The 16,909-nt window shown below is 71.5% G+C and carries 18 protein-coding genes; 8 read left to right on the top strand and 10 right to left on the bottom strand.

Annotated features, from left to right (window positions below):
- Positions 1–66: 66 nt before the first annotated feature.
- From ACFWZ5_RS11640 to ACFWZ5_RS11630, 3 genes are all read left to right on the top strand, one after another.
- Positions 67–930 (top strand): peptidoglycan-binding protein, encoded by an 864-nt coding sequence (locus ACFWZ5_RS11640; protein WP_384795373.1) that lies wholly within the window; start codon positions 67–69, stop codon positions 928–930.
- Between the two features lie 141 nt (positions 931–1,071).
- Entirely contained in the window at positions 1,072–1,326 is a 255-nt protein-coding gene (locus ACFWZ5_RS11635; RefSeq protein ID WP_384795375.1) for a hypothetical protein, read from the top strand.
- A gap of 96 nt (positions 1,327–1,422) precedes the next feature.
- The gene (locus ACFWZ5_RS11630) at positions 1,423–1,905 is read left to right on the top strand and encodes a cupin domain-containing protein (protein WP_384795377.1); all 483 of its coding nucleotides are present in this window, start codon (positions 1,423–1,425) and stop codon (positions 1,903–1,905) included.
- A 27-nt stretch (positions 1,906–1,932) separates the two neighbouring features.
- Here ACFWZ5_RS11630 and ACFWZ5_RS11625 read toward each other — a convergent pair whose 3' ends face one another.
- Positions 1,933–3,345, bottom strand: a complete 1,413-nt coding sequence (locus ACFWZ5_RS11625) for an MFS transporter (RefSeq protein WP_384795379.1) — start codon at positions 3,343–3,345, stop codon at positions 1,933–1,935.
- Positions 3,346–3,475: 130 nt separating this feature from the next.
- Between ACFWZ5_RS11625 and ACFWZ5_RS11620 the strand changes: the two genes are divergently transcribed.
- Positions 3,476–4,333: a helix-turn-helix domain-containing protein gene (locus ACFWZ5_RS11620; RefSeq protein WP_384795381.1), complete on the top strand. Its 858-nt coding sequence runs from the start codon at positions 3,476–3,478 to the stop codon at positions 4,331–4,333.
- A gap of 32 nt (positions 4,334–4,365) precedes the next feature.
- Here the strand turns inward: ACFWZ5_RS11620 and ACFWZ5_RS11615 are convergent, their stop codons facing one another.
- Positions 4,366–5,892 carry an alpha/beta hydrolase gene (locus ACFWZ5_RS11615; protein WP_384795383.1) on the bottom strand — a complete coding sequence of 509 codons (1,527 nt, stop codon included), beginning with the start codon at positions 5,890–5,892 and terminating at the stop codon, positions 4,366–4,368.
- A gap of 223 nt (positions 5,893–6,115) precedes the next feature.
- On the opposite strand from ACFWZ5_RS11615, the gene ACFWZ5_RS11610 reads away from it, so the two are divergent.
- Both ACFWZ5_RS11610 and ACFWZ5_RS11605 read left to right on the top strand, forming a co-directional pair.
- Positions 6,116–7,426: a 3-oxoacyl-ACP reductase gene (locus tag ACFWZ5_RS11610; RefSeq protein WP_384795385.1), complete on the top strand. Its 1,311-nt coding sequence runs from the start codon at positions 6,116–6,118 to the stop codon at positions 7,424–7,426.
- A 144-nt stretch (positions 7,427–7,570) separates the two neighbouring features.
- Positions 7,571–8,434, top strand: a complete 864-nt coding sequence (locus ACFWZ5_RS11605) for a MaoC family dehydratase (RefSeq protein WP_384890663.1) — start codon at positions 7,571–7,573, stop codon at positions 8,432–8,434.
- On the opposite strand, the gene ACFWZ5_RS11600 is transcribed toward ACFWZ5_RS11605, so the two are convergent.
- From ACFWZ5_RS11600 to ACFWZ5_RS11580, 5 genes are all read right to left on the bottom strand, one after another.
- Positions 8,420–9,037, bottom strand: coding sequence for a TetR/AcrR family transcriptional regulator (locus ACFWZ5_RS11600; RefSeq protein ID WP_384795405.1), 618 nt, complete (start codon positions 9,035–9,037; stop codon positions 8,420–8,422). The two genes, ACFWZ5_RS11605 and ACFWZ5_RS11600, sit on opposite strands and share 15 nt — an antisense overlap.
- A gap of 173 nt (positions 9,038–9,210) precedes the next feature.
- Positions 9,211–10,551 (bottom strand): dicarboxylate/amino acid:cation symporter, encoded by a 1,341-nt coding sequence (locus ACFWZ5_RS11595; RefSeq protein ID WP_384795389.1) that lies wholly within the window; start codon positions 10,549–10,551, stop codon positions 9,211–9,213.
- A 351-nt stretch (positions 10,552–10,902) separates the two neighbouring features.
- Complete coding sequence (locus tag ACFWZ5_RS11590) at positions 10,903–11,196, bottom strand: DUF4229 domain-containing protein (protein WP_384795391.1); 294 nt, start codon at positions 11,194–11,196, stop codon at positions 10,903–10,905.
- A 106-nt stretch (positions 11,197–11,302) separates the two neighbouring features.
- The gene (gene mqnE, locus ACFWZ5_RS11585; protein ID WP_384795393.1) at positions 11,303–12,466 is read right to left on the bottom strand and encodes an aminofutalosine synthase MqnE; all 1,164 of its coding nucleotides are present in this window, start codon (positions 12,464–12,466) and stop codon (positions 11,303–11,305) included.
- A 98-nt stretch (positions 12,467–12,564) separates the two neighbouring features.
- Positions 12,565–13,020: an Lrp/AsnC family transcriptional regulator gene (locus tag ACFWZ5_RS11580; protein ID WP_384795395.1), complete on the bottom strand. Its 456-nt coding sequence runs from the start codon at positions 13,018–13,020 to the stop codon at positions 12,565–12,567.
- A gap of 139 nt (positions 13,021–13,159) precedes the next feature.
- Here ACFWZ5_RS11580 and ACFWZ5_RS11575 point away from each other — a divergent pair, with 139 nt between their 5' ends.
- Positions 13,160–13,282, top strand: a complete 123-nt coding sequence (locus ACFWZ5_RS11575) for a hypothetical protein (RefSeq protein WP_384795407.1) — start codon at positions 13,160–13,162, stop codon at positions 13,280–13,282.
- Between the two features lie 103 nt (positions 13,283–13,385).
- Here the strand turns inward: ACFWZ5_RS11575 and ACFWZ5_RS11570 are convergent, their stop codons facing one another.
- From ACFWZ5_RS11570 to ACFWZ5_RS11560, 3 genes are read right to left on the bottom strand one after another with little or no spacing between them, the layout of a single operon-like run.
- Positions 13,386–14,060, bottom strand: a complete 675-nt coding sequence (locus tag ACFWZ5_RS11570) for a UbiX family flavin prenyltransferase (protein ID WP_384795397.1) — start codon at positions 14,058–14,060, stop codon at positions 13,386–13,388.
- 34 nt (positions 14,061–14,094) lie between these two features.
- Positions 14,095–14,997: a menaquinone biosynthesis prenyltransferase MqnP gene (gene mqnP / locus ACFWZ5_RS11565; protein WP_384795399.1), complete on the bottom strand. Its 903-nt coding sequence runs from the start codon at positions 14,995–14,997 to the stop codon at positions 14,095–14,097.
- The gene (locus ACFWZ5_RS11560) at positions 14,994–16,448 is read right to left on the bottom strand and encodes a menaquinone biosynthesis decarboxylase (protein ID WP_384795401.1); all 1,455 of its coding nucleotides are present in this window, start codon (positions 16,446–16,448) and stop codon (positions 14,994–14,996) included. The genes mqnP and ACFWZ5_RS11560 overlap by 4 nt, the downstream gene beginning before the upstream one ends.
- 88 nt (positions 16,449–16,536) lie before the next feature.
- Between ACFWZ5_RS11560 and ACFWZ5_RS11555 the strand changes: the two genes are divergently transcribed.
- Positions 16,537–16,833: a PLDc N-terminal domain-containing protein gene (locus ACFWZ5_RS11555; protein ID WP_384795403.1), complete on the top strand. Its 297-nt coding sequence runs from the start codon at positions 16,537–16,539 to the stop codon at positions 16,831–16,833.
- Positions 16,834–16,909 lie beyond the last annotated feature (76 nt).

Below are 16,909 nucleotides of genomic sequence, written 5' to 3'. Positions count from 1 at the left end.
CCCCACGCCCCGCCCGCGCCCCCGCCCGCGCACCCCCGCCACACCCCCGTGAGCCAAGGAGGACCCATGGCCACACCCCTCACCCCCACCGCCTTCGTCCGCGCCCTCCGCCGCGAGGGCGCCCCCACCCAGGAGCACCCCGACTGGCGCACCCACAACCGCAACCACAAAGGCCCCTGGGGCCCGGTGCACGGAGTGATGCTGCATCACACCGCCGGGACCAACAGCCTCTCCGCCTGCCGGCACGGACTGCCCGATCTGCCGGGGCCCCTCTGCGTCGGCCTGATCGCCAAGGACGGGACGGTCCATCTCCTCGGGTACGGCAGGACCAACCACGCGGGCCCCGGCTCGGCCGCCGTGCTCGCGGCCGTGCGGGCCGAGGCGGAGCTTCCCGCCCGTCCCGGCCCGGACGCCGTGGACGGCAACGCCCGGTTCTACGGCTTCGAGATCGAGAACCTCGGCAACGGCCGCGACCCGTACCCGGCCGCCCAACTCGACGCGGTGGAACGGCTCGCGGCGGCCCTGTGCCGTGCGCACGGCTGGTCCGCGGCGAGCGTCATCGCGCACAAGGAGTGGACCCGGCGCAAGATCGACCCGTCGTTCTCGATGACGGCCGTGCGGGCGCGGATCGCGCGGCGGCTCGGCACCCGGCCGCCGGGCAAGCCGGACGGCCCGGACTCCCCGTACGCGGCGTTCCCCGGCGCCGCGTTCTTCGTGCCCGGCCGCCGCAGCCCGCTGATCGCCGCGGTCGGCCGGCGCCTGGTCGCCGAGGGCTGCGGGTGGTACGCGGTCGGCCCCGGCCCCGAGTGGACCGAGGCCGACGCGCGGTCGTACGCGGCCTGGCAGCACAAGCTCGGCTATGCGGGCCCCGACGCCGACGGCGTCCCGGGCCGCACCAGCTGGGACCGGCTGCGCGTGCCGCGCGCGTGACCGCGCAGCCGTATATCACCGCGTACACGGAGGAGGCACCGCCATGTCCCAGGCCGACCGCCGCGCGCCGCGCGGCCACGACCGGCCGGAGCCGAGCGGGGAGGCCGCCCACGACCGACGAGACCGACGAGGGGGCCGCCCATGAACAGCCCCGGCACTGACGGCATCGCCCTGGAGCTGGAGCGTCTGCACCGTTCCGTCGACGTGGGATTCGCCACCACGCGGGGCGACTTGGCGCTGCTGCTCCAGCGCGCCGACCAGACCGACAAGGCGCTCGGCGAGCACGAGGAGCGCCTCGACGCCCTGGAGCGCACCCGCTGGCCGCTGCCGTCCCTGGCGGCCGTGACGTCCTGCACGGCCCTGGCACTCACGCTGTGGCAGGGCTCGGGGCGCTGAGCCGACTCCCGGGCAGAAATACCCTCGCGCAATTTTCGTACGCCGTTAAGATATCGCCCTCGGTCCACCGACGGTCCACCACACGAGGAGCCGACCATGTCGTACCCGGACCCCCGCTACTTCGGGGACGAGGGCGAGATCAACGCCGTCTACCGCCCTGCCGGCACCCCGCCCGACCACACCACTCCGGCGCAGGACTACCACTACCTCGCCACCACCCTGTCCACGCAAGGCGAGTTCGGCCTCTACAAGATCGATATGGGGCCGCGGGCGGGCGGGCCGAGCACCCACTTCCACAGGGGGATCTCGGAGTCCTTCTACATCCTCTCCGGCGAACTGGAGCTCTACAACGGCGAGAAGTGGTTCACCGGCGGCCCCGGTGACTTCCTCTACGTGCCGGTCGGCGGGCTGCACGCCTTCAAGAACGTGTCCGACGAGCCCATGTCGATGCTGATGCTGTTCTCGCCGGGCGCCCCGCGCGAGGCGTACTTCGAGAACGTCGCGGAGGCGGCCCGGCGAGGGGGCGAGGAGTTCGGGCAGTTCCTCGTGGAGCACGACAGCTTCTTCGTGGACCAGTAGGACGGGCAAGGCCGGGGCGGCGGGTGCTCAGCGCCTGCCGCCCCGCGGCAGCAGCCACGCCGACAGCGCCGCCGTGACCACGAGCACCGCGCCCACGACCACGAGCCCCTCCCGCATCCCCGTCACCGAGAAGCCGCCGTCGGCGCCGATGAGCGAGCCGAACAGGGCCACCGACAGCGCGCCGCCGGTCTGGCGCAGGGAGTTGAGCAGGCCGGACGCGGTGCCCGCGCGGTGGGCGGGGACGGAGTCCATCAGCAGGGCCGTGAGCGCGGGGACGGCGAGCGCGCCGCCGATGCCGGTCGGTACGAGCAGCAGGAGCACCAGCCACACCGGCGTACCCGCGCCCAGCGGAAGCAGCGCGAACATGGCGACGGCCAGGATGATCTGCCCCGTCACGATCACCGGGCGGCGCCCCGCGCGCTCGGCGACGCGGGCCGAGACGAGGTTCGACGTCGTGATGAGGATGCCGAGCGGCACGAACATGAAGCCCGCGGCCACGGCCGACATGCCGAGCATCTGCTGGAGGTACAGGCCGAGCAGGAACACCACGCCGTAGAAGCCCGCGTTCACCGCGAAGCCGACCGCCAGCGAGACGCCGACCTCGCGCTGGCGCAGCAGGGGCAGCGGCACCATCGGCGCGCGGTGCCGCTTCTCGGCGGCGCGGAAGCCGAACCCGGCGAGCACGGCGAACGCGATGGAGCCGAGGACCAGCGGGTCGGTCCAGCCGGCGTGGCCGCCCTCGATGACGGCGTAGGCGAGTCCTGCGAGGCCGAGGACCGCGGTGAGCTGGCCGGGGACGTCGAGCGGTGCGGGGCGGCGCGGGGACGGCGCGACGCGGACGAGCAGGGCCAGGATCAGGGCGCCCACCGGCAGGTTCAGGAGGAACACCGCGCGCCAGCCCACGGTCTGGGTCAGGACGCCGCCGAGCACCGGGCCGCCCGCCATCGCGGCCGAACCGCCCACGGTCCACAGCGCGATGGCCCGGGCGCGGGCCCTGGCGTCGTCGTACGCCTGGCGGATCAGCGCCAGCGAGGCGGGCATCACCACGGCGGCGGCCGCGCCCTGGCCGACGCGGGCCGCGATCAGCGCGCCGATGGAGGGGGCGAGGGCGCAGGCCAGCGAGGCGAGCGTGAAGAGACCGACGCCCCAGGCGTAGGCGCGGCGCGCGCCCGCCCGGTCGGCGAGGGCCCCCGCGGAGATCATCAGCGCGGCGAACATCAGCGTGTACGAGTCGAGGACCCACTGCAGGCCCGTCATGCCCCCGTGCAGCGAGTCGCGGATGTCCGACAGGGCGATGTTCACGGCGGACACGTCGATGGTGATGACGGTGAAGCCGAGCAGGGAGGCGAGGAGGGCGAGGCCGGCGCGGGCCGGGCGCCGCGCCTGGTCGTGCCCCGCCTGCGCGGTGGCCGGCGGGGACGGGGCGAGGGTGGCGGACATGGTGGCCCTTTCCGGTGGGGAAGCTGCGGTGCGACCACGCTCCCCCGGCCCGCACGCCCCCGGCAGACCGTGACGTTCCTGGCCGTGGCACAGCCCCCCAGAAACGCCTCCGACCACGGACAATGGACGCATGAAGACGAACGCCGGTACCGAGCTCGGCCGCTACCTCCGTGCGCGCCGCGCCCAGATCCGCCCCGAGGACGCGGGCCTGCCCGCCGGGGCCGGACTGCGCCGCACACCGGGCCTGCGCCGCGAGGAACTGGCGATCCTCGCGGGCGTGAGCGTGGACTACTACACGCGCCTGGAGCGCGGCCGCGAGACCAACCCGTCACCGGCCGTGATCGACGCCCTCGCGCGCGCCCTGCACCTGTCGGGCGACGCCCACGAGCGGGTGCGCGAGCTGGCGGAGATCGCGTCGGGACGGCTCACGGAGCCGCACCCCACCACGGAGGACACCGTGCGCGACTCCGTCCTGCGCATGATGGAGGCGCTGCGCCCGCTGCCCGCGTACGTGGTCGGCCCGTACAGCGACGTGCTGGCCGCGAACGTCCCGGCCAGGGAGCTGATGGCGGGCCTGTGGGACTGGCCCGCCGAGGAGCGGAACATCACCCGCTATGTCTTCCTGCACCCCATAGGCCGCGAGCTGTACGTGCCGTGGGAGGACACCGTCGCGCGGTCCCTCGCGCACCTGCGCGCGGTCGGCGGCCGCGACCCGGACTCCCCGCGCCTGCGCGCGCTCGTGGGCGAGCTGATGCTGAAGTCACCGGACTTCGCCCGCCTGTGGGACCGGTACGAGGTGTGCGAGCGCAGCGGCGGCACGAAGACCTACGACCACCCCAAGGTGGGCCTGATGACGCTCACGTACGAGGTCATGAAGCTGGCCCGCACGGGCGGCCAGCGGCTCATCACCTACCAGGCGGAGCCGGGCAGCGCCGACGAGCGGGCGATGCTGGGTCTGGACGACGCGGCCCGCACGGCCCCGCGCTAGGGCCCCGGGCCCCGCGCCGGGGCTCGGCGGGCTCACTCGGCGGCGCACGAACTGCCGTTGCTCGGCAGCTGCTTGTACAGCAGGAACGCGTCGACCTTCGCCTGCACGCACTTCGAGCCGAAGTAGCCGGTGTGCCCGTCGCCCTTGTTGTCGAGCACGACCGCCGACGAGCCGAGGCGCTTCGCGGTCTCCTCGGTCCAGCGGTACGGCGTCGCGGGGTCGCCGCGCGTGCCGACGAGCAGCAGCTTCGGGGTGCGTACGTCGCGCACCTCGTCGCGGATGTACGAGGTGCCGGCGGGCCGTCCGAAGCAGAGCAGGACGGGCATCAGCATCGACTTGCCGAAGACGGGCGAGGCCTCGTCGAACTCGGCCTGGAGCCGCCCGATCTCCTTCTCCACGCCCTTGGCGTCGGGCCGGTCGGGGTCGTCGGCGCAGTTCACGGCCATCAGCGCCGCCGCCTCGTTGTCCTCGGGAATCTCGGCGCGCGCCTGCCCCACCACGCCGCCCATGCGCAGCAGCGCCCGCGGGTCGCCGTCGGCGAGCAGCGCGCCGAGCGCCTGCGACAGGGCGGGCCAGGCCTGCCTGCTGTAGAGGGCGGTACCGAGGACGCCCACGACGTCCTGCCCGGTGAACTCCTCGCCCTCCGCGGACCTGAGCGGCATCGCGTCGAGGTCGTCGATCAGCCGGACCATGGCGTGCCGGGCGTTCCGCGAGTCCTCGCCGAAGACGCAGCCGGGGTTCTTGGTGCACCACAGCAGGAAGTTGTCGAGGGCGGTCTGCCGCCCTTCGGCGCCCACGAGCGCCTGTTCGTCGACGGGTTCCGTCAGCGTGTCGACGCCGTCGAGGACCATGCGGCCGACCTTCTTCGGGAACTGCGCCGCGTACACCGCGCCGAGCCGGGTGCCGTAGGAGAAGCCGAGGTAGTTGAGCTTCTTGTCGCCGAGGACCTGGCGCATGACGTCCATGTCGCGGGAGACGTTCTCGGTTCCTATGTACGGCAGGACGGGGCCGGACTCCTCGGCGCACCGCTCGGCGGTCTGCCGCAGGCTGTTCAGGACGGCGGCGGCGTCCTCCGGGGACACCTCGTCCTCCTCCGGTTCGCCGCCGCAGGTGACGGGCTCGCTCAGGCCGACGCCGCGCGGGTCGAAGCCGACGACGTCGTAGCCCTTGCCCAGGTAGCCGAAGTCCTTCTTGGCGTCGGCGAGGCCGGAGACACCGGCGCCGCCGGGGCCGCCGAAGTTCACGAGCAGCGAGCCGCGCTTCTTGCCGCTCGCCTTGATCCGCATCAGGGCGAGGTCGACGGTGCCGCGGCCGGGGTCGGCGTAGGTCAGGGGGACGGTGACCTTGCCGCAGGTGACGTCCTTGTCCTCGGTGACGGTCTCGGGGAGGTGCTGCGCCTCCGGATCGCACGCGGACCAGCTGGCCTTCTGCGCGTAGAAGCGGGTGAGGTCCGGCTGGGCGTCCGCCGTCGGGGACGCCGTCGGGGCCGCCGCCGCGGGGAGGGCCGTGAGGGCCAGGGCGAGGGCTGTGGCGCCGGTGAGCGCCGTGGTGCTGCGCACGGGGCGACCTCCCAGAGGTGCGGTTCCCCCTCCGGCAACCCTAGGCGCCACCGCCCCGCCCCGCCCGTTCAAGGCCGTGGGGCGCACGCGGAACCGGCGCGCTACCACTGCCGAAGGTTTTGCGGCCAGTTTCTCGACCAGCTCCTGACCCTTCAGTAACCTTACTGAAAAGTAAATTCAAGGCAGTGGATTCAGGATTCGAGACCGAGCCGGGAGCTGCACCATGGCCGACCGCTATCTGACGTTCACCCGCACGGCGCCCGGCCGCTTCCTCACCCGCAGACTCGGTCTCCCGCAGCCCGCACCGCTGCGCCGCTGGTCCCCCGAACACCCCGCGCTCACGGGCCCGTTGCTGCACCTGACGGCGGGCGACATCCCCCTGCCCGGCCTGTACGAGGCGCTGACCCGCGCCGGACTGCCGCCCCACACCGGCCCGTTCGGCACGAAGCGCCCGGCCGCCGTGGTCCTGGACGCGACCGGCGTCACGACGGTCACGGGCCTCGCGGACGTGCACGCCACGCTGCACCCGGTGGTCCGGTCGATCGAGGACTGCGGCCGCGTGGTCGTCCTCGGCGAGCCGCTGTCCCCCTCCGACCACCATCAGGCGGCGGCGCAGCAGGCCCTGGAGGGCTTCACCCGCTCCCTCGCCAAGGAGCTGGGCCGGGGCAGGACCGCGACGCTCGTCCGCACGGTCTCGGCCACCGCCGCCGAGCCGACCCTGCGCTTTTTGCTCTCGCCGAAGTCGGCGTACGTGAGCGGGCAGGTCATCGAGGCCATGGACGAAGTTCCCGGCGAACTCCCGGACCTGGAGCGGCCGTTGGCGGGCCGCACGGCGCTCGTCACCGGCGCCGCGCGCGGCATAGGCGAGGCGGTCGCGCACGTCCTCGCGCGCGACGGCGCCCATGTCGTCGCCCTTGACGTGCCCGCCGCCCAGCCGGAACTCCTGCGCGTCGCCGAGCGCGTCGGCGGCAGCGCCCTGCCCCTCGACATCACCGCCGACGACGCGGGCGAGCGCATCGCGGCCGCGCTGCCCGACGGCCTGCACGCACTCGTGCACAACGCGGGCGTCACTCGTGACCGACGGTTCGCCACCATGGCGGCCGACCGCTGGAGTGCGGTCCTCGAGGTGAACCTCGCGAGCGTCCTGCGCACCACCGACTTCCTCCTGAAGACCGGCACCGTGCGCCGCGGCGGCGCCATCGTGACCACCGCGTCCGTCGCGGGCCTCGCGGGCAACGCGGGCCAGACCAACTACGCCGCGAGCAAGGCGGGCGTCGTGGGCCTCGTCCGCTCGCTGGCACCGCGGGCGCTCGCCGAGCAGGGCGTGAGCGTCAACGCCGTCGCCCCCGGCTTCATCGAGACCCGGATGACGGCGGCGGTGCCCCTGCTCATCCGCGAGGCCGGCCGCCGCCTGAACTCCCTGGCCCAGGGAGGCCTCCCCGTCGACGTGGCCGAAGCGGTGTCATGGCTGACCACGGGCCCGGTGAACGGCCAGGTCATCCGAGTCTGCGGCCAAAGCCTCCTGGGCCCCTGACGGAGCCGCACCCGCCGACGGCGGCCAGCCCCCACCGGGGGCGCCCACCCCTGTCCGACCGGAAACGGGCGGGCGGGTGGGAAACAAAACCACCCACCGGCCCGCACCCGGACCCGACGCGCCGCCCCCTCCCGGAAGGCCCCCATGTCCACCCTCACCCTCCTCAAGGCCGCCGCCCTCTCCCCCCTGAAGCGCCCCCGCCCCGACGCCCCCCTCCCCGGCACGCCCCAGTCGACGCGGACCCGCGTCGACGTCCCCCACCTCGTCGCGTACGAACGCATCTGCGGCTTCGCCACCGAGCGCGGCCCGGACGAGCCGCTCCCCCTCACCTACCCCCACGTCCTCGCGTTCCCCGCCGCCCTGCGCCTCATGGCGGCCCGAGGCTTCCCGCTGCCGCTCCTGGGCCTGGTGCACACGTCCCTCGACATCGTCCAGCACCGCGCCCTGCGCCCCTCCGAAGAGCTCGAACTCACCACGTACGCGGAGAAGTTGGCGCCCCACCGACGCGGCACCGAAGTGACGATCGCGACCCGCGTGTCCGTGGTCGGCGGCGAGACGACATGGGAGTCACGCAGCACGTACCTGGCCCGGCACAAGGCCCCCGCGACCCGCGAGCCCAGCACACACCCGCACGACAGCGGAGCCGCACCCCTCCCCACCCACGCCGAATGGCACCTGCCCGAAGACCTGGGCCGCCGCTACGCCGCCGCGTCCGGCGACCGGAACCCCATCCACCTGCACCCCCTCACGGCCCGAGTGTTCGGCTTCGACCGACCGATAGCCCACGGCATGTGGACGATCGCGCGCTGCGTCGCGGAACACGGCCGCGGCCACGCGTACGCGGACGAGCCGGACGAACCCCTCTCCCTGTCCGCCGAGTTCAGGGCGCCGGTACCGCTGCCCGGCACCGTCACGTACGCGGCCAAGGGCCGGGCCTTCGAGCTGCGCGGGCAGAAGGGGCGGCGCCACCTGTGGGGAACGGTGTGCCCCGGGCTACCGGGGCGGTGACCAGCGGCGGTCCTCCATGAGGTCGCCGAGCCCGGCCCACGCGAAGTTCATGAGCGTCGCCGCGGCCTCCCGGGCCGTCACCGTCGGATCGCCGTTGGCCCAGCCCGCAAGCGACTCGGCGGCGCCGACCAGGGCCTGCGCGAGACCCGCGACCTCCCGGTCGGGGAGCGCGGGATTGCGGTGCGCCTCCCGCGCCGCGGCCGCTATCAGCGCCGTCACGAAGGCGACGATCTCCGCGCGCAGCACGTTCACCTCGGCGGCGAACGGCTCACCGACCGTGCGCGCCTGGCTGTGCAGGACCGCCCACGCGTCGGGGTGGCGCGCGGTGTGCTCGAAGAAGGCCCGCAGCCCGTCCCAGAGCTGCAGGTCGGCGGGGTCCGCGAGCCTGACCGCGCCGCGCACCGCCGCGGTCAGCGCGGCGGCCTCGCGCCGGATGCAGGCGGTGAAGAGCTCCTCCTTGGAGTTCAGGTACAGGTACACGAGCGGCTTGGACACCCCGGCGAGCTCCGCGATCTCGTCCATGGACGCGGCCCGGTACCCGCGCTGGCCGAACGTCCGCACCGCCGCGTCGAGCATCTGCTGCTCCCGCACGGCCCGCGGCATCCGCTTCTGCCGCACCGGTTTGCCCCCGGTCTTCACCTGTCCCACCCCGACCGTCCGTCTTCGGCACCAACCGTCCACAGATCAGCGTACGGCGCCCCCGAACGCCCCCCGCCCCGGGAACACATGTGCCCCGCACCGGGCGAACCGGTGCGGGGCAGGCGCTCAGTTCCGCGTCACGCCGTGGCGGGCAGCGGACCCTCGTCCAGCGGCTCGTCGAGCGGCGACGCCGACGCGCTCTCGTACGCCTCCCGGTCCAGGATGTTCTCCCTGGCCGCGACCACGACCGGGACCAGGGCCTGGCCTGCGACGTTCGTCGCGGTGCGCATCATGTCGAGCACCGGGTCGATGGCGAGCAGCAGGCCGACGCCCTCCATGGGGAGGCCGAGGGTGGACAGGGTCAGGGTCAGCATGACCGTGGCGCCCGTGAGACCGGCCGTCGCGGCGGAGCCCACGACCGACACGAAGGCGATCAGCAGGTACTCCTTGATGCCCATGTTCACGTCGAAGATCTGCGCGACGAAGATCGCGGCGATCGCCGGGTAGATCGCGGCGCAGCCGTCCATCTTCGTGGTGGCGCCGAACGGCACCGCGAAGGACGTGTACTCCTTCGGTACGCCGAGGCGCTCGGTGACCTTCTGCGTGACCGGCATGGTGCCGACCGAGGAGCGCGAGACGAAGGCCAGCTGGATGGCGGGCCAGGCGCCCTTGAAGAACTGGAGCGGGTTGACCTTGGCGACGAACGCGAGCAGCAGCGGGTAGACGCCGAACATCACCAGGGCGCAGCCGATGTAGATGTCCGCGGTGAACGTCGCGTACTTGCTGATCAGGTTCCAGCCGTAGTCGGCGATGGCGAAGCCGATGAGGCCGATGGTGCCGATCGGGGAGAGCTTGATGACCCACCACAGGGCCTTCTGGAGCAGCGCGAGGACGGACTCGCTGAGGTCCAGGAGGGGCTTGGCCTTCTCGTCGCCGATCTTGAGGATGGCGATGCCCGCGACGGCGGCCATGAAGACGATCTGGAGGACGTTCAGCTGGGTGAAGGGCGTGATGACGTCGGTCGGGATGATCCCGGTCAGGAAGTCGATCCAGGAGCCCTCGTGCTCCGGCTTCGCGCCGTCCTTCGGGGTCAGGCCCGTGCCCGCGCCGGGGTTGGTGACCAGGCCGATGACGAGGCCGATGACGACCGCGATCAGCGACGTGATCATGAACCAGAGGAGCGTGCGGGTCGCGAGCCGGGCGGCGTTGTTGACCTTCCGCAGGTTGGTGATCGAGATCAGGATGGCGAAGAACACCAGCGGGGCGACGGCCAGCTTCAGCAGGCCGATGAAGGTGTCGCCGACCTTGGAGAGGGTGGTGACGAGCCAGCCGATGTCCTGGCTGCGGGCGAGCCAGCCGAGCAGGACGCCGAGGACGAGACCGCCGAGGATCTGGGCCCAGAAGGGCACCTTGAGGAACTTCGGTATCCGGAAGCCGGGCTTCGGCTCACCGGTGGGGGTCGCGGAATTCGCGGACACGGACACACTCCGGGTAATGACGGGGACGTGAGGAGCGGCGACCGCGAAGGGGTCACGGGCGCCGCTGCAGTGCAGATGCCGTAGTCGTTCAGATGACGCGACAGGCCGCGGACACGCAGCGGCAGAGGTCGACATGCAGGCGCGCCACGAGCGGGACGCTCATGGCGTTGCGGTGCGCTGCTGCTGTCTCCATGTCGAACACGTTAACACTTGAACTTTGAGTACATCAAAGGTCTTGTTTGAGGTAGGAGGGGCCCAAGGGTCCCAGAAACGGCGGAACCCCGGTAGCGGAGCGGCAAGCTCCGGTACCGGGGTTCTCTGCGTGTGTGACGAACCTTACGAGTGCGCGCCCTACGACTGCGCGGTGCGGGCGGCGTCGTCGGCGCCGTCCTCCTGGCTGCGGTTGCGCTCCAGGCTGGCCTTGACGTTGTCGACCTTGGCGACGACCTTCTCCGACGCCCGGTCGCGCTCCTTGCGCAGCACGACGAAGCTGATCGGCGCGGACACCACGAGGGAGAGCAGGGCCACCCACAGCAGGTTGGAGCCGCCGAGGCCGCGCGGCACGATGCCGGAGTAGACGAGGCCCCAGACGACCAAGAAGCAGCCCGCGAAGACCCCGAGGCGCATCAGCGTGTAGCGGAGCATGTCAATCCACTCTTCCGTTCCGACATAGGCCCGAGCATCCCGAATCAGCCCGAGCTGGACGAGCCCCTCCAGTGAAGCATGCGGAGGAGCCCACGCAGGAGGCGGGTCAGAGCCGCATCGGCTGCGGCGACTCCCGCAGCTCGCGGTTGGGGCCCTCGTATTCGCGGATGATCTCGTAGCGCGTGTTCCGCTCCACCGGGCGGAAGCCGGCCTCACGGATGAGGTCGAGCAGGTCGTCCCGGGTCAGCTTGTTCGGCGTGCCGAAGTTGTCCGCGTCGTGCGTGATCTTGTACTCGACGACGGAGCCGTCCATGTCGTCGGCGCCGTGCTGGAGGGCGAGCTGCGCGGTGTCGACGCCGTGCATGACCCAGAAGACCTTCACGTGCGGCACGTTGTCGAAGAGCAGCCGGGAGACCGCGAAGGTCTTCAGGGCCTCGATGCCGGAGGCCATCTTCGTGCGGGCCTGGAGGCGGTTGCGGACCTTGCCGTCCTGCATGTCCACGAAGTCGTGCTGGTAGCGCAGCGGGATGAAGACCTGGAAGCCGCCGGTCTCGTCCTGGAGCTCACGCAGCCGCAGCACGTGGTCCACGCGGTGGCGCGGCTCCTCGATGTGGCCGTACAGCATCGTGCACGGGGTCTTCAGACCCTTCTCGTGCGCGAGCCGGTGGATGCGGGACCAGTCCTCCCAGTGGGTGCGGTGGTCCACAATGTGCTGCCGGACCTCCCAGTCGAAGATCTCGGCGCCGCCGCCGGTCAGCGACTCCAGACCGGCGTCGATCAGCTCGTCGAGGATCTCCGACGCGGACAGGCCCGAGATGGTCTCGAAGTGGTGGATCTCGGTCGCCGTGAAGGCCTTCAGGGAGACGTTCGGCAGCGCGGCCTTCAGCTCCCGCAGCGAGCGCGGGTAGTAGCGCCACGGCAGGTTCGGGTGCAGGCCGTTGACGATGTGCAGCTCGGTGAGGTTCTCGCCCTCCATCGCCTTGGCGAGCTTCACGGCCTCCTCGATGCGCATCGTGTACGCGTCCTTCTCGCCCGGCTTGCGCTGGAACGAGCAGTAGGCGCAGGACGCCGTGCACACGTTCGTCATGTTGAGGTGCCGGTTGACGTTGAAGTGCACGACGTCGCCGTTCTTGCGCGTGCGCACCTCGTGGGCGAGACCGCCGAGCCAGGCCAGGTCGTCGGACTCGTACAGGGCGATGCCGTCCTCGCGGGACAGCCGCTCCCCGGAGCGGACCTTCTCCTCAAGGTCGCGCTTGAGCCCTGCGTCCATTGCCGTACCTCTTGTTTCTCCGACGACCTGCGACAGACCCGACCAACCGTACTCCCCCACCCTTCGGGCGGGAGGGGCCCCCTTTCGGCGCTCCGCGCCTACACCTCCTCAGGCAGTTCCCCGACCCGGTTCTCCCACTTGGTGGAGAGCACGATCGTCGTACGCGTCCGCGAGACGCCCTTGGTGCCGCTGAGCCGCCGGATGGTCCGCTCCAGGCCGTCCACGTCGGAGGCGCGCACCTTGAGCATGTACGAGTCGTCGCCCGCGATGAACCAGCAGTCCTCGATCTCGTGCAGGTCGCGCAGGCGCCGCGCCACGTCCTCGTGGTCGGCGGCGTCGGACAGCGAGATGCCGATCAGCGCGGTGACGCCGAGGCCGAGCGAGGGGGAGTCGACCGTCGCGCGGTAGCCCGTGATGACGCCGGCCGCCTCCAGGCGGTTGATGCGGTCGGTGACGCTGGGGCCGGAGAGGCCGACGAGGCGCCCGAGCTCGGCGTAGGAGGCACGTCCGTTCTCGCGCAGAGCCTGGATGAGCTGCCTGTCCACGGCGTCCATAGGTCTAAGCCTTTCATTATTTAGCGTTTTCTCGAGTCTACGTGTAGAATCTAAGGCGTAACAGGGTCGAGACCCTGCGAATCTTTCGGAATCTCGGCCGATCAACGACGATCCTACGAATCCTTCAGGAGTGTTCCCCGTGTACACGATCGAGATGGCCTACGCCCGTATGCGCGAGCTGCAGGACCTGGCCAACCGCTCGCGTGCGAACGTTGCGACGACGCGTAAGGCCAAGAAGCGCACCGTCGCCAAGAAGCGGTAGCGCGCCGCGGGGGTGCGGTTCTGACTCCGGCTGCGGGTGGTTCGTGGCTGGTCGCGCAGTTCCCCGCGCCCCTTCGAGGCGCGCACCGTCGGGGCGCGCCCACTCAAGCCTCACGGGAGCCGCCTCCCAGCTCCCCTTCCCACCTGCGGTACAGCCGGTGCGGCACTCCCGCCGCGTCCAGCGTCCGCCCCGCGACGAAGTCCACCAGATCCTGGATGTGCGTCGCCCCCGCGTAGAACGCCGGAGAGGCGGGCAGCACGATCGCGCCCGCCTCGTCCAGGCTCACCAGGTGCTTCAGCGTCTGCCCCGCGAGCGGTGTCTCCCGCACGCAGACCACCAGCCTGCGGCCCTCCTTGAGCGTCACGCTCGCCGCCCGCTGCAGCAGGTCCTTCGAGAGTCCGAGCGCCACCCCGGCCACGCACGCCGTGGACGCCGGCACGATCAGCATCCCCTTCGTCGCGTACGAGCCCGACGACGGCCCCGCGGCCAGGTCGCCGGCCGCCCAGTACCGCACGTCGGCCACGTCGACGCGGAACGTCCCGGGCTTGCCGTCCGCCCCGCGCGCCAGCCACTCCCCCAGGTCGTCGCGCCAGTGCGCGTCCCGGAACGAGATGCCCGTCTCGTCGAGCAGCGTCAGGCGCGAGGCCCGCGACACGACCAGGTCCACGCTCTCCCCGGCGTCGAGCAGCGCCCGCAGCACCGAGGCGGCGTACGGCGTGCCGGACGCGCCCGACACCCCCACGATCCAAGGCCTACGCTGTGTATGTCCTGCGTTCACAGTGTGAAGCCTATCCGTGCGGAAACCGGGCGGGTCAGACGGTCAGCCCGCGCACCAGCAGGTCGAGCAGCGCGCAGGCGAAGAGGGCGATCCCGATGAAGCTGTTGACCTGGAAGAACGCCCGGTTGAGGCGGGACAGGTCGTGCGGCCGGACGATCGAGTGCTCGTACAGGAAGGCACCCGCGACGATCACCAGGCCGAGCCAGAAGAACGCGCCCGCGCCGATGACGACGGCGTACCAGGCGAGCAGGGCCGTGGTGACGGCGTGGCAGGCGCGCGCGCCCCGGATCGCGGCCGGGATGCCGAACCGCGCGGGCACCGACATGACGCCGATCTCCCGGTCGGTCTCCACGTCCTGGCAGGCGTAGATCAGGTCGAAGCCGCCGATCCACACGCCCACGGCGAGGCCCAGGATCACCGCCGTCCACGACCACTCGCCGGTGATCGCGAGCCAGGCGCCGATCGGCCCGATGGCCTGCGCGACGCCGAGGATCGCCTGCGGGAAGTTCGTGAACCGCTTGCCGTACGGATAGACCACCATCGGGATCACGGCGACCGGCGCGAGCGCCAGGCACAGCGGATTGAGCAGCGCCGCCGAGCCGAGGAAGACCACGACCGCGACGAGCGCGCCGGTCCAGGCGGACTTCACGGTCACGGCGCCGGTGACCAGCTCGCGCTGCGCGGTGCGCGGATTGCGGGCGTCGATCTCGCGGTCGATGATCCGGTTCACGGCCATGGCGAAGGTGCGCAGGCCCACCATGCAGATGGTGACCAGGAGCAGCCGCCCCCAGTGGACGTTCTCGTCCCACTCGTACATCGCGGTCAGCGCGGCGATGTACGCGAAGGGCAGCGCGAACACCGAGTGCTCGATCATGACCAGGCGCAGGAAGGCCCGGGTGCGCCCCGGCTGCGGGAGTGCTGCTGAGGCAGAGCTCACGAGAGTCCGTACTCCTTCCAACGGCGGTCGACCTTCGCCGCCGTCTCCCGGTCGGACTCGACCATGTCCGGCCAGCCGCCGTCGCGCGTGTAGCCCTCCTCGGGCCACTTCCTGGTCGCGTCGATGCCCGCCTTGCCGCCCCAGAACTGCTGGTACGAGGCATGGTCGAGGTGGTCGACGGGCCCCTCGACGACGGTCAGGTCACGGGCGTAGTCCGTGTTCCCGAGCGCACGCCACGCCACCTCGTGAAGATCGTGCACATCGCAGTCGGAGTCGACGACGACGATCAGCTTGGTCAGGGACATCATGTGCGCGCCCCAGATCGCGTGCATCACCTTCTGGGCGTGCTTCGGGTACTTCTTGTCGATCGCGACGATCGCGCAGTTGTGGAAGCCGCCGGCCTCGGGCAGGTGGTAGTCCACGATGTCCGGCACGATGATCTTGAGGAGCGGCAGGAAGAACCGCTCGGTCGCGCGGCCGAGGGGGCCGTCCTCCGTCGGCGGGCGGCCGACGACGATCGACTGGAGCAGCGGCCGCTTCCGCATCGTCACGCAGTCGATGGTCAGGGCGGGGAACGGCTCCTGCGGCGTGTAGAAGCCGGTGTGGTCGCCGAACGGGCCCTCCGGCAACATCTCGCCGGGCTCCAGCCAGCCCTCGATGACGACCTCGGCCTGCGCGGGCACCTGAAGCGGCACCGTCTTGCAGTCGACCATCTCGATCCGCTTGCCCTGGAGGAAGCCCGCGAACAGGTACTCGTCGATGTCGCCGGGCAGCGGGGCCGTCGAGGCGTACGTGACGGCGGGCGGGCAGCCGAAGGCGATGGCGACCGGCAGCTTCTCGCCCCTGCGCGCCGCCACTTGGTAGTGGTTGCGGCTGTCCTTGTGGATCTGCCAGTGCATGCCGATGGTGCGCTTGTCGTGGCGCTGGAGGCGGTAGAGCCCGAGGTTGCGGATGCCGGTGTCGGGGTCCTTGGTGTGGGTCAGGCCCAGGTTGAAGAACGACCCGCCGTCCTTGGGCCAGGTGAACAGCGCGGGCAGCCGGTCCAGGTCGACGTCGTCGCCGGTGAGCACGACCTCCTGCACCGGGGCGTCCTTGACCTTCTTCGGCGGTACGTGCGCCATCGCGCCGAGCTTCCCGAATGCCTCGCGCACCCCGACGAAGCCGTGCGGCAGCTCCGGCCTGAGCAGGCCGCCGATCTTCTCGCTGATCTCGCCGTACGACTTCAGGCCGAGGGCCTTGAGCAGGCGGCGGTCGGTGCCGAACACGTTCATCGCGAGCGGCATGTCGCTGCCCTTGACGTTCTCGAAGAGGAGCGCCGGGCCGCCGGACTTCTGCACGCGGTCGACGATCTCGCCGACCTCCAGATAGGGGTCGACCTCGGCCTTGATCCGCTTGAGATCGCCTTCGCGCTCCAGTGCCCTCAGCAGAGAGCGGAGATCGTCGTAAGCCATGCGGTCAAGTATCGGTCACCGGCTACCCTGGCCAGGTCACCGGGTACGCCCGGCGCCCGTACTCCGCTTCCTGGGGGATCTCCGACACATGCTCAGGTATCTGCCGTTCCTGCTGGTCCTGGCCGTGTGGATCTACGCGTTCATCGACGTACTGAACACCCCCGAAAAAGAGGTCCGGCACCTGCCGAAGGTGGTGTGGATCATCATCGTCCTGCTCTTCGGCGAGATTCTCCTCGGTCCGATCGCGTGGTTCGTGACGGGCAAGAAGCGGCGCCCCGCCGGAGCCCGCGGCGGCGGCTGGGTGGCCCCCGACGACAACCCGGAGTTCCTGAAGGGCCTGGACAAGGACAAGGACCGGGACCGGGACCGGGACACGGACAAGTAGGGGGCGGGGCCCTCGCGGGGAGCGCCCCAGACCCGCCCCTTCCCGAACTGGGGGCTCCGCCCCCAGACCCCCGCTC

It is taken from the genome of Streptomyces sp. NPDC059003, assembly GCF_042740445.1.
GTDB lineage: Bacteria > Actinomycetota > Actinomycetes > Streptomycetales > Streptomycetaceae > Streptomyces.
The sequence above is the reverse complement of the archived record's forward strand: the minus strand, read 5'-3'. Positions and strand labels throughout refer to the sequence as shown.

Excerpts from the sequence above, each read along its gene's own strand:
- ACFWZ5_RS11625 (WP_384795379.1), bottom strand. The coding sequence starts at position 3,345 with ATGTCCGCCACCCTCGCCCCGTCCCCGCCGGCCACCGCGCAGGCGGGG.
- ACFWZ5_RS11635 (WP_384795375.1), top strand. The coding sequence starts at position 1,072 with ATGAACAGCCCCGGCACTGACGGCATCGCCCTGGAGCTGGAGCGTCTG.
- ACFWZ5_RS11560 (WP_384795401.1), bottom strand. The coding sequence starts at position 16,448 with ATGGCTTACGACGATCTCCGCTCTCTGCTGAGGGCACTGGAGCGCGAA.
- ACFWZ5_RS11580 (WP_384795395.1), bottom strand. The coding sequence starts at position 13,020 with ATGGACGCCGTGGACAGGCAGCTCATCCAGGCTCTGCGCGAGAACGGA.
- ACFWZ5_RS11605 (WP_384890663.1), top strand. The coding sequence starts at position 7,571 with ATGTCCACCCTCACCCTCCTCAAGGCCGCCGCCCTCTCCCCCCTGAAG.
- ACFWZ5_RS11600 (WP_384795405.1), bottom strand. The coding sequence starts at position 9,037 with ATGCCGCGGGCCGTGCGGGAGCAGCAGATGCTCGACGCGGCGGTGCGG.
- ACFWZ5_RS11630 (WP_384795377.1), top strand. The coding sequence starts at position 1,423 with ATGTCGTACCCGGACCCCCGCTACTTCGGGGACGAGGGCGAGATCAAC.
- mqnE (WP_384795393.1), bottom strand. The coding sequence starts at position 12,466 with ATGGACGCAGGGCTCAAGCGCGACCTTGAGGAGAAGGTCCGCTCCGGG.
- ACFWZ5_RS11640 (WP_384795373.1), top strand. The coding sequence starts at position 67 with ATGGCCACACCCCTCACCCCCACCGCCTTCGTCCGCGCCCTCCGCCGC.
- ACFWZ5_RS11610 (WP_384795385.1), top strand. The coding sequence starts at position 6,116 with ATGGCCGACCGCTATCTGACGTTCACCCGCACGGCGCCCGGCCGCTTC.
- ACFWZ5_RS11620 (WP_384795381.1), top strand. The coding sequence starts at position 3,476 with ATGAAGACGAACGCCGGTACCGAGCTCGGCCGCTACCTCCGTGCGCGC.
- ACFWZ5_RS11555 (WP_384795403.1), top strand. The coding sequence starts at position 16,537 with ATGCTCAGGTATCTGCCGTTCCTGCTGGTCCTGGCCGTGTGGATCTAC.
- ACFWZ5_RS11590 (WP_384795391.1), bottom strand. The coding sequence starts at position 11,196 with ATGCTCCGCTACACGCTGATGCGCCTCGGGGTCTTCGCGGGCTGCTTC.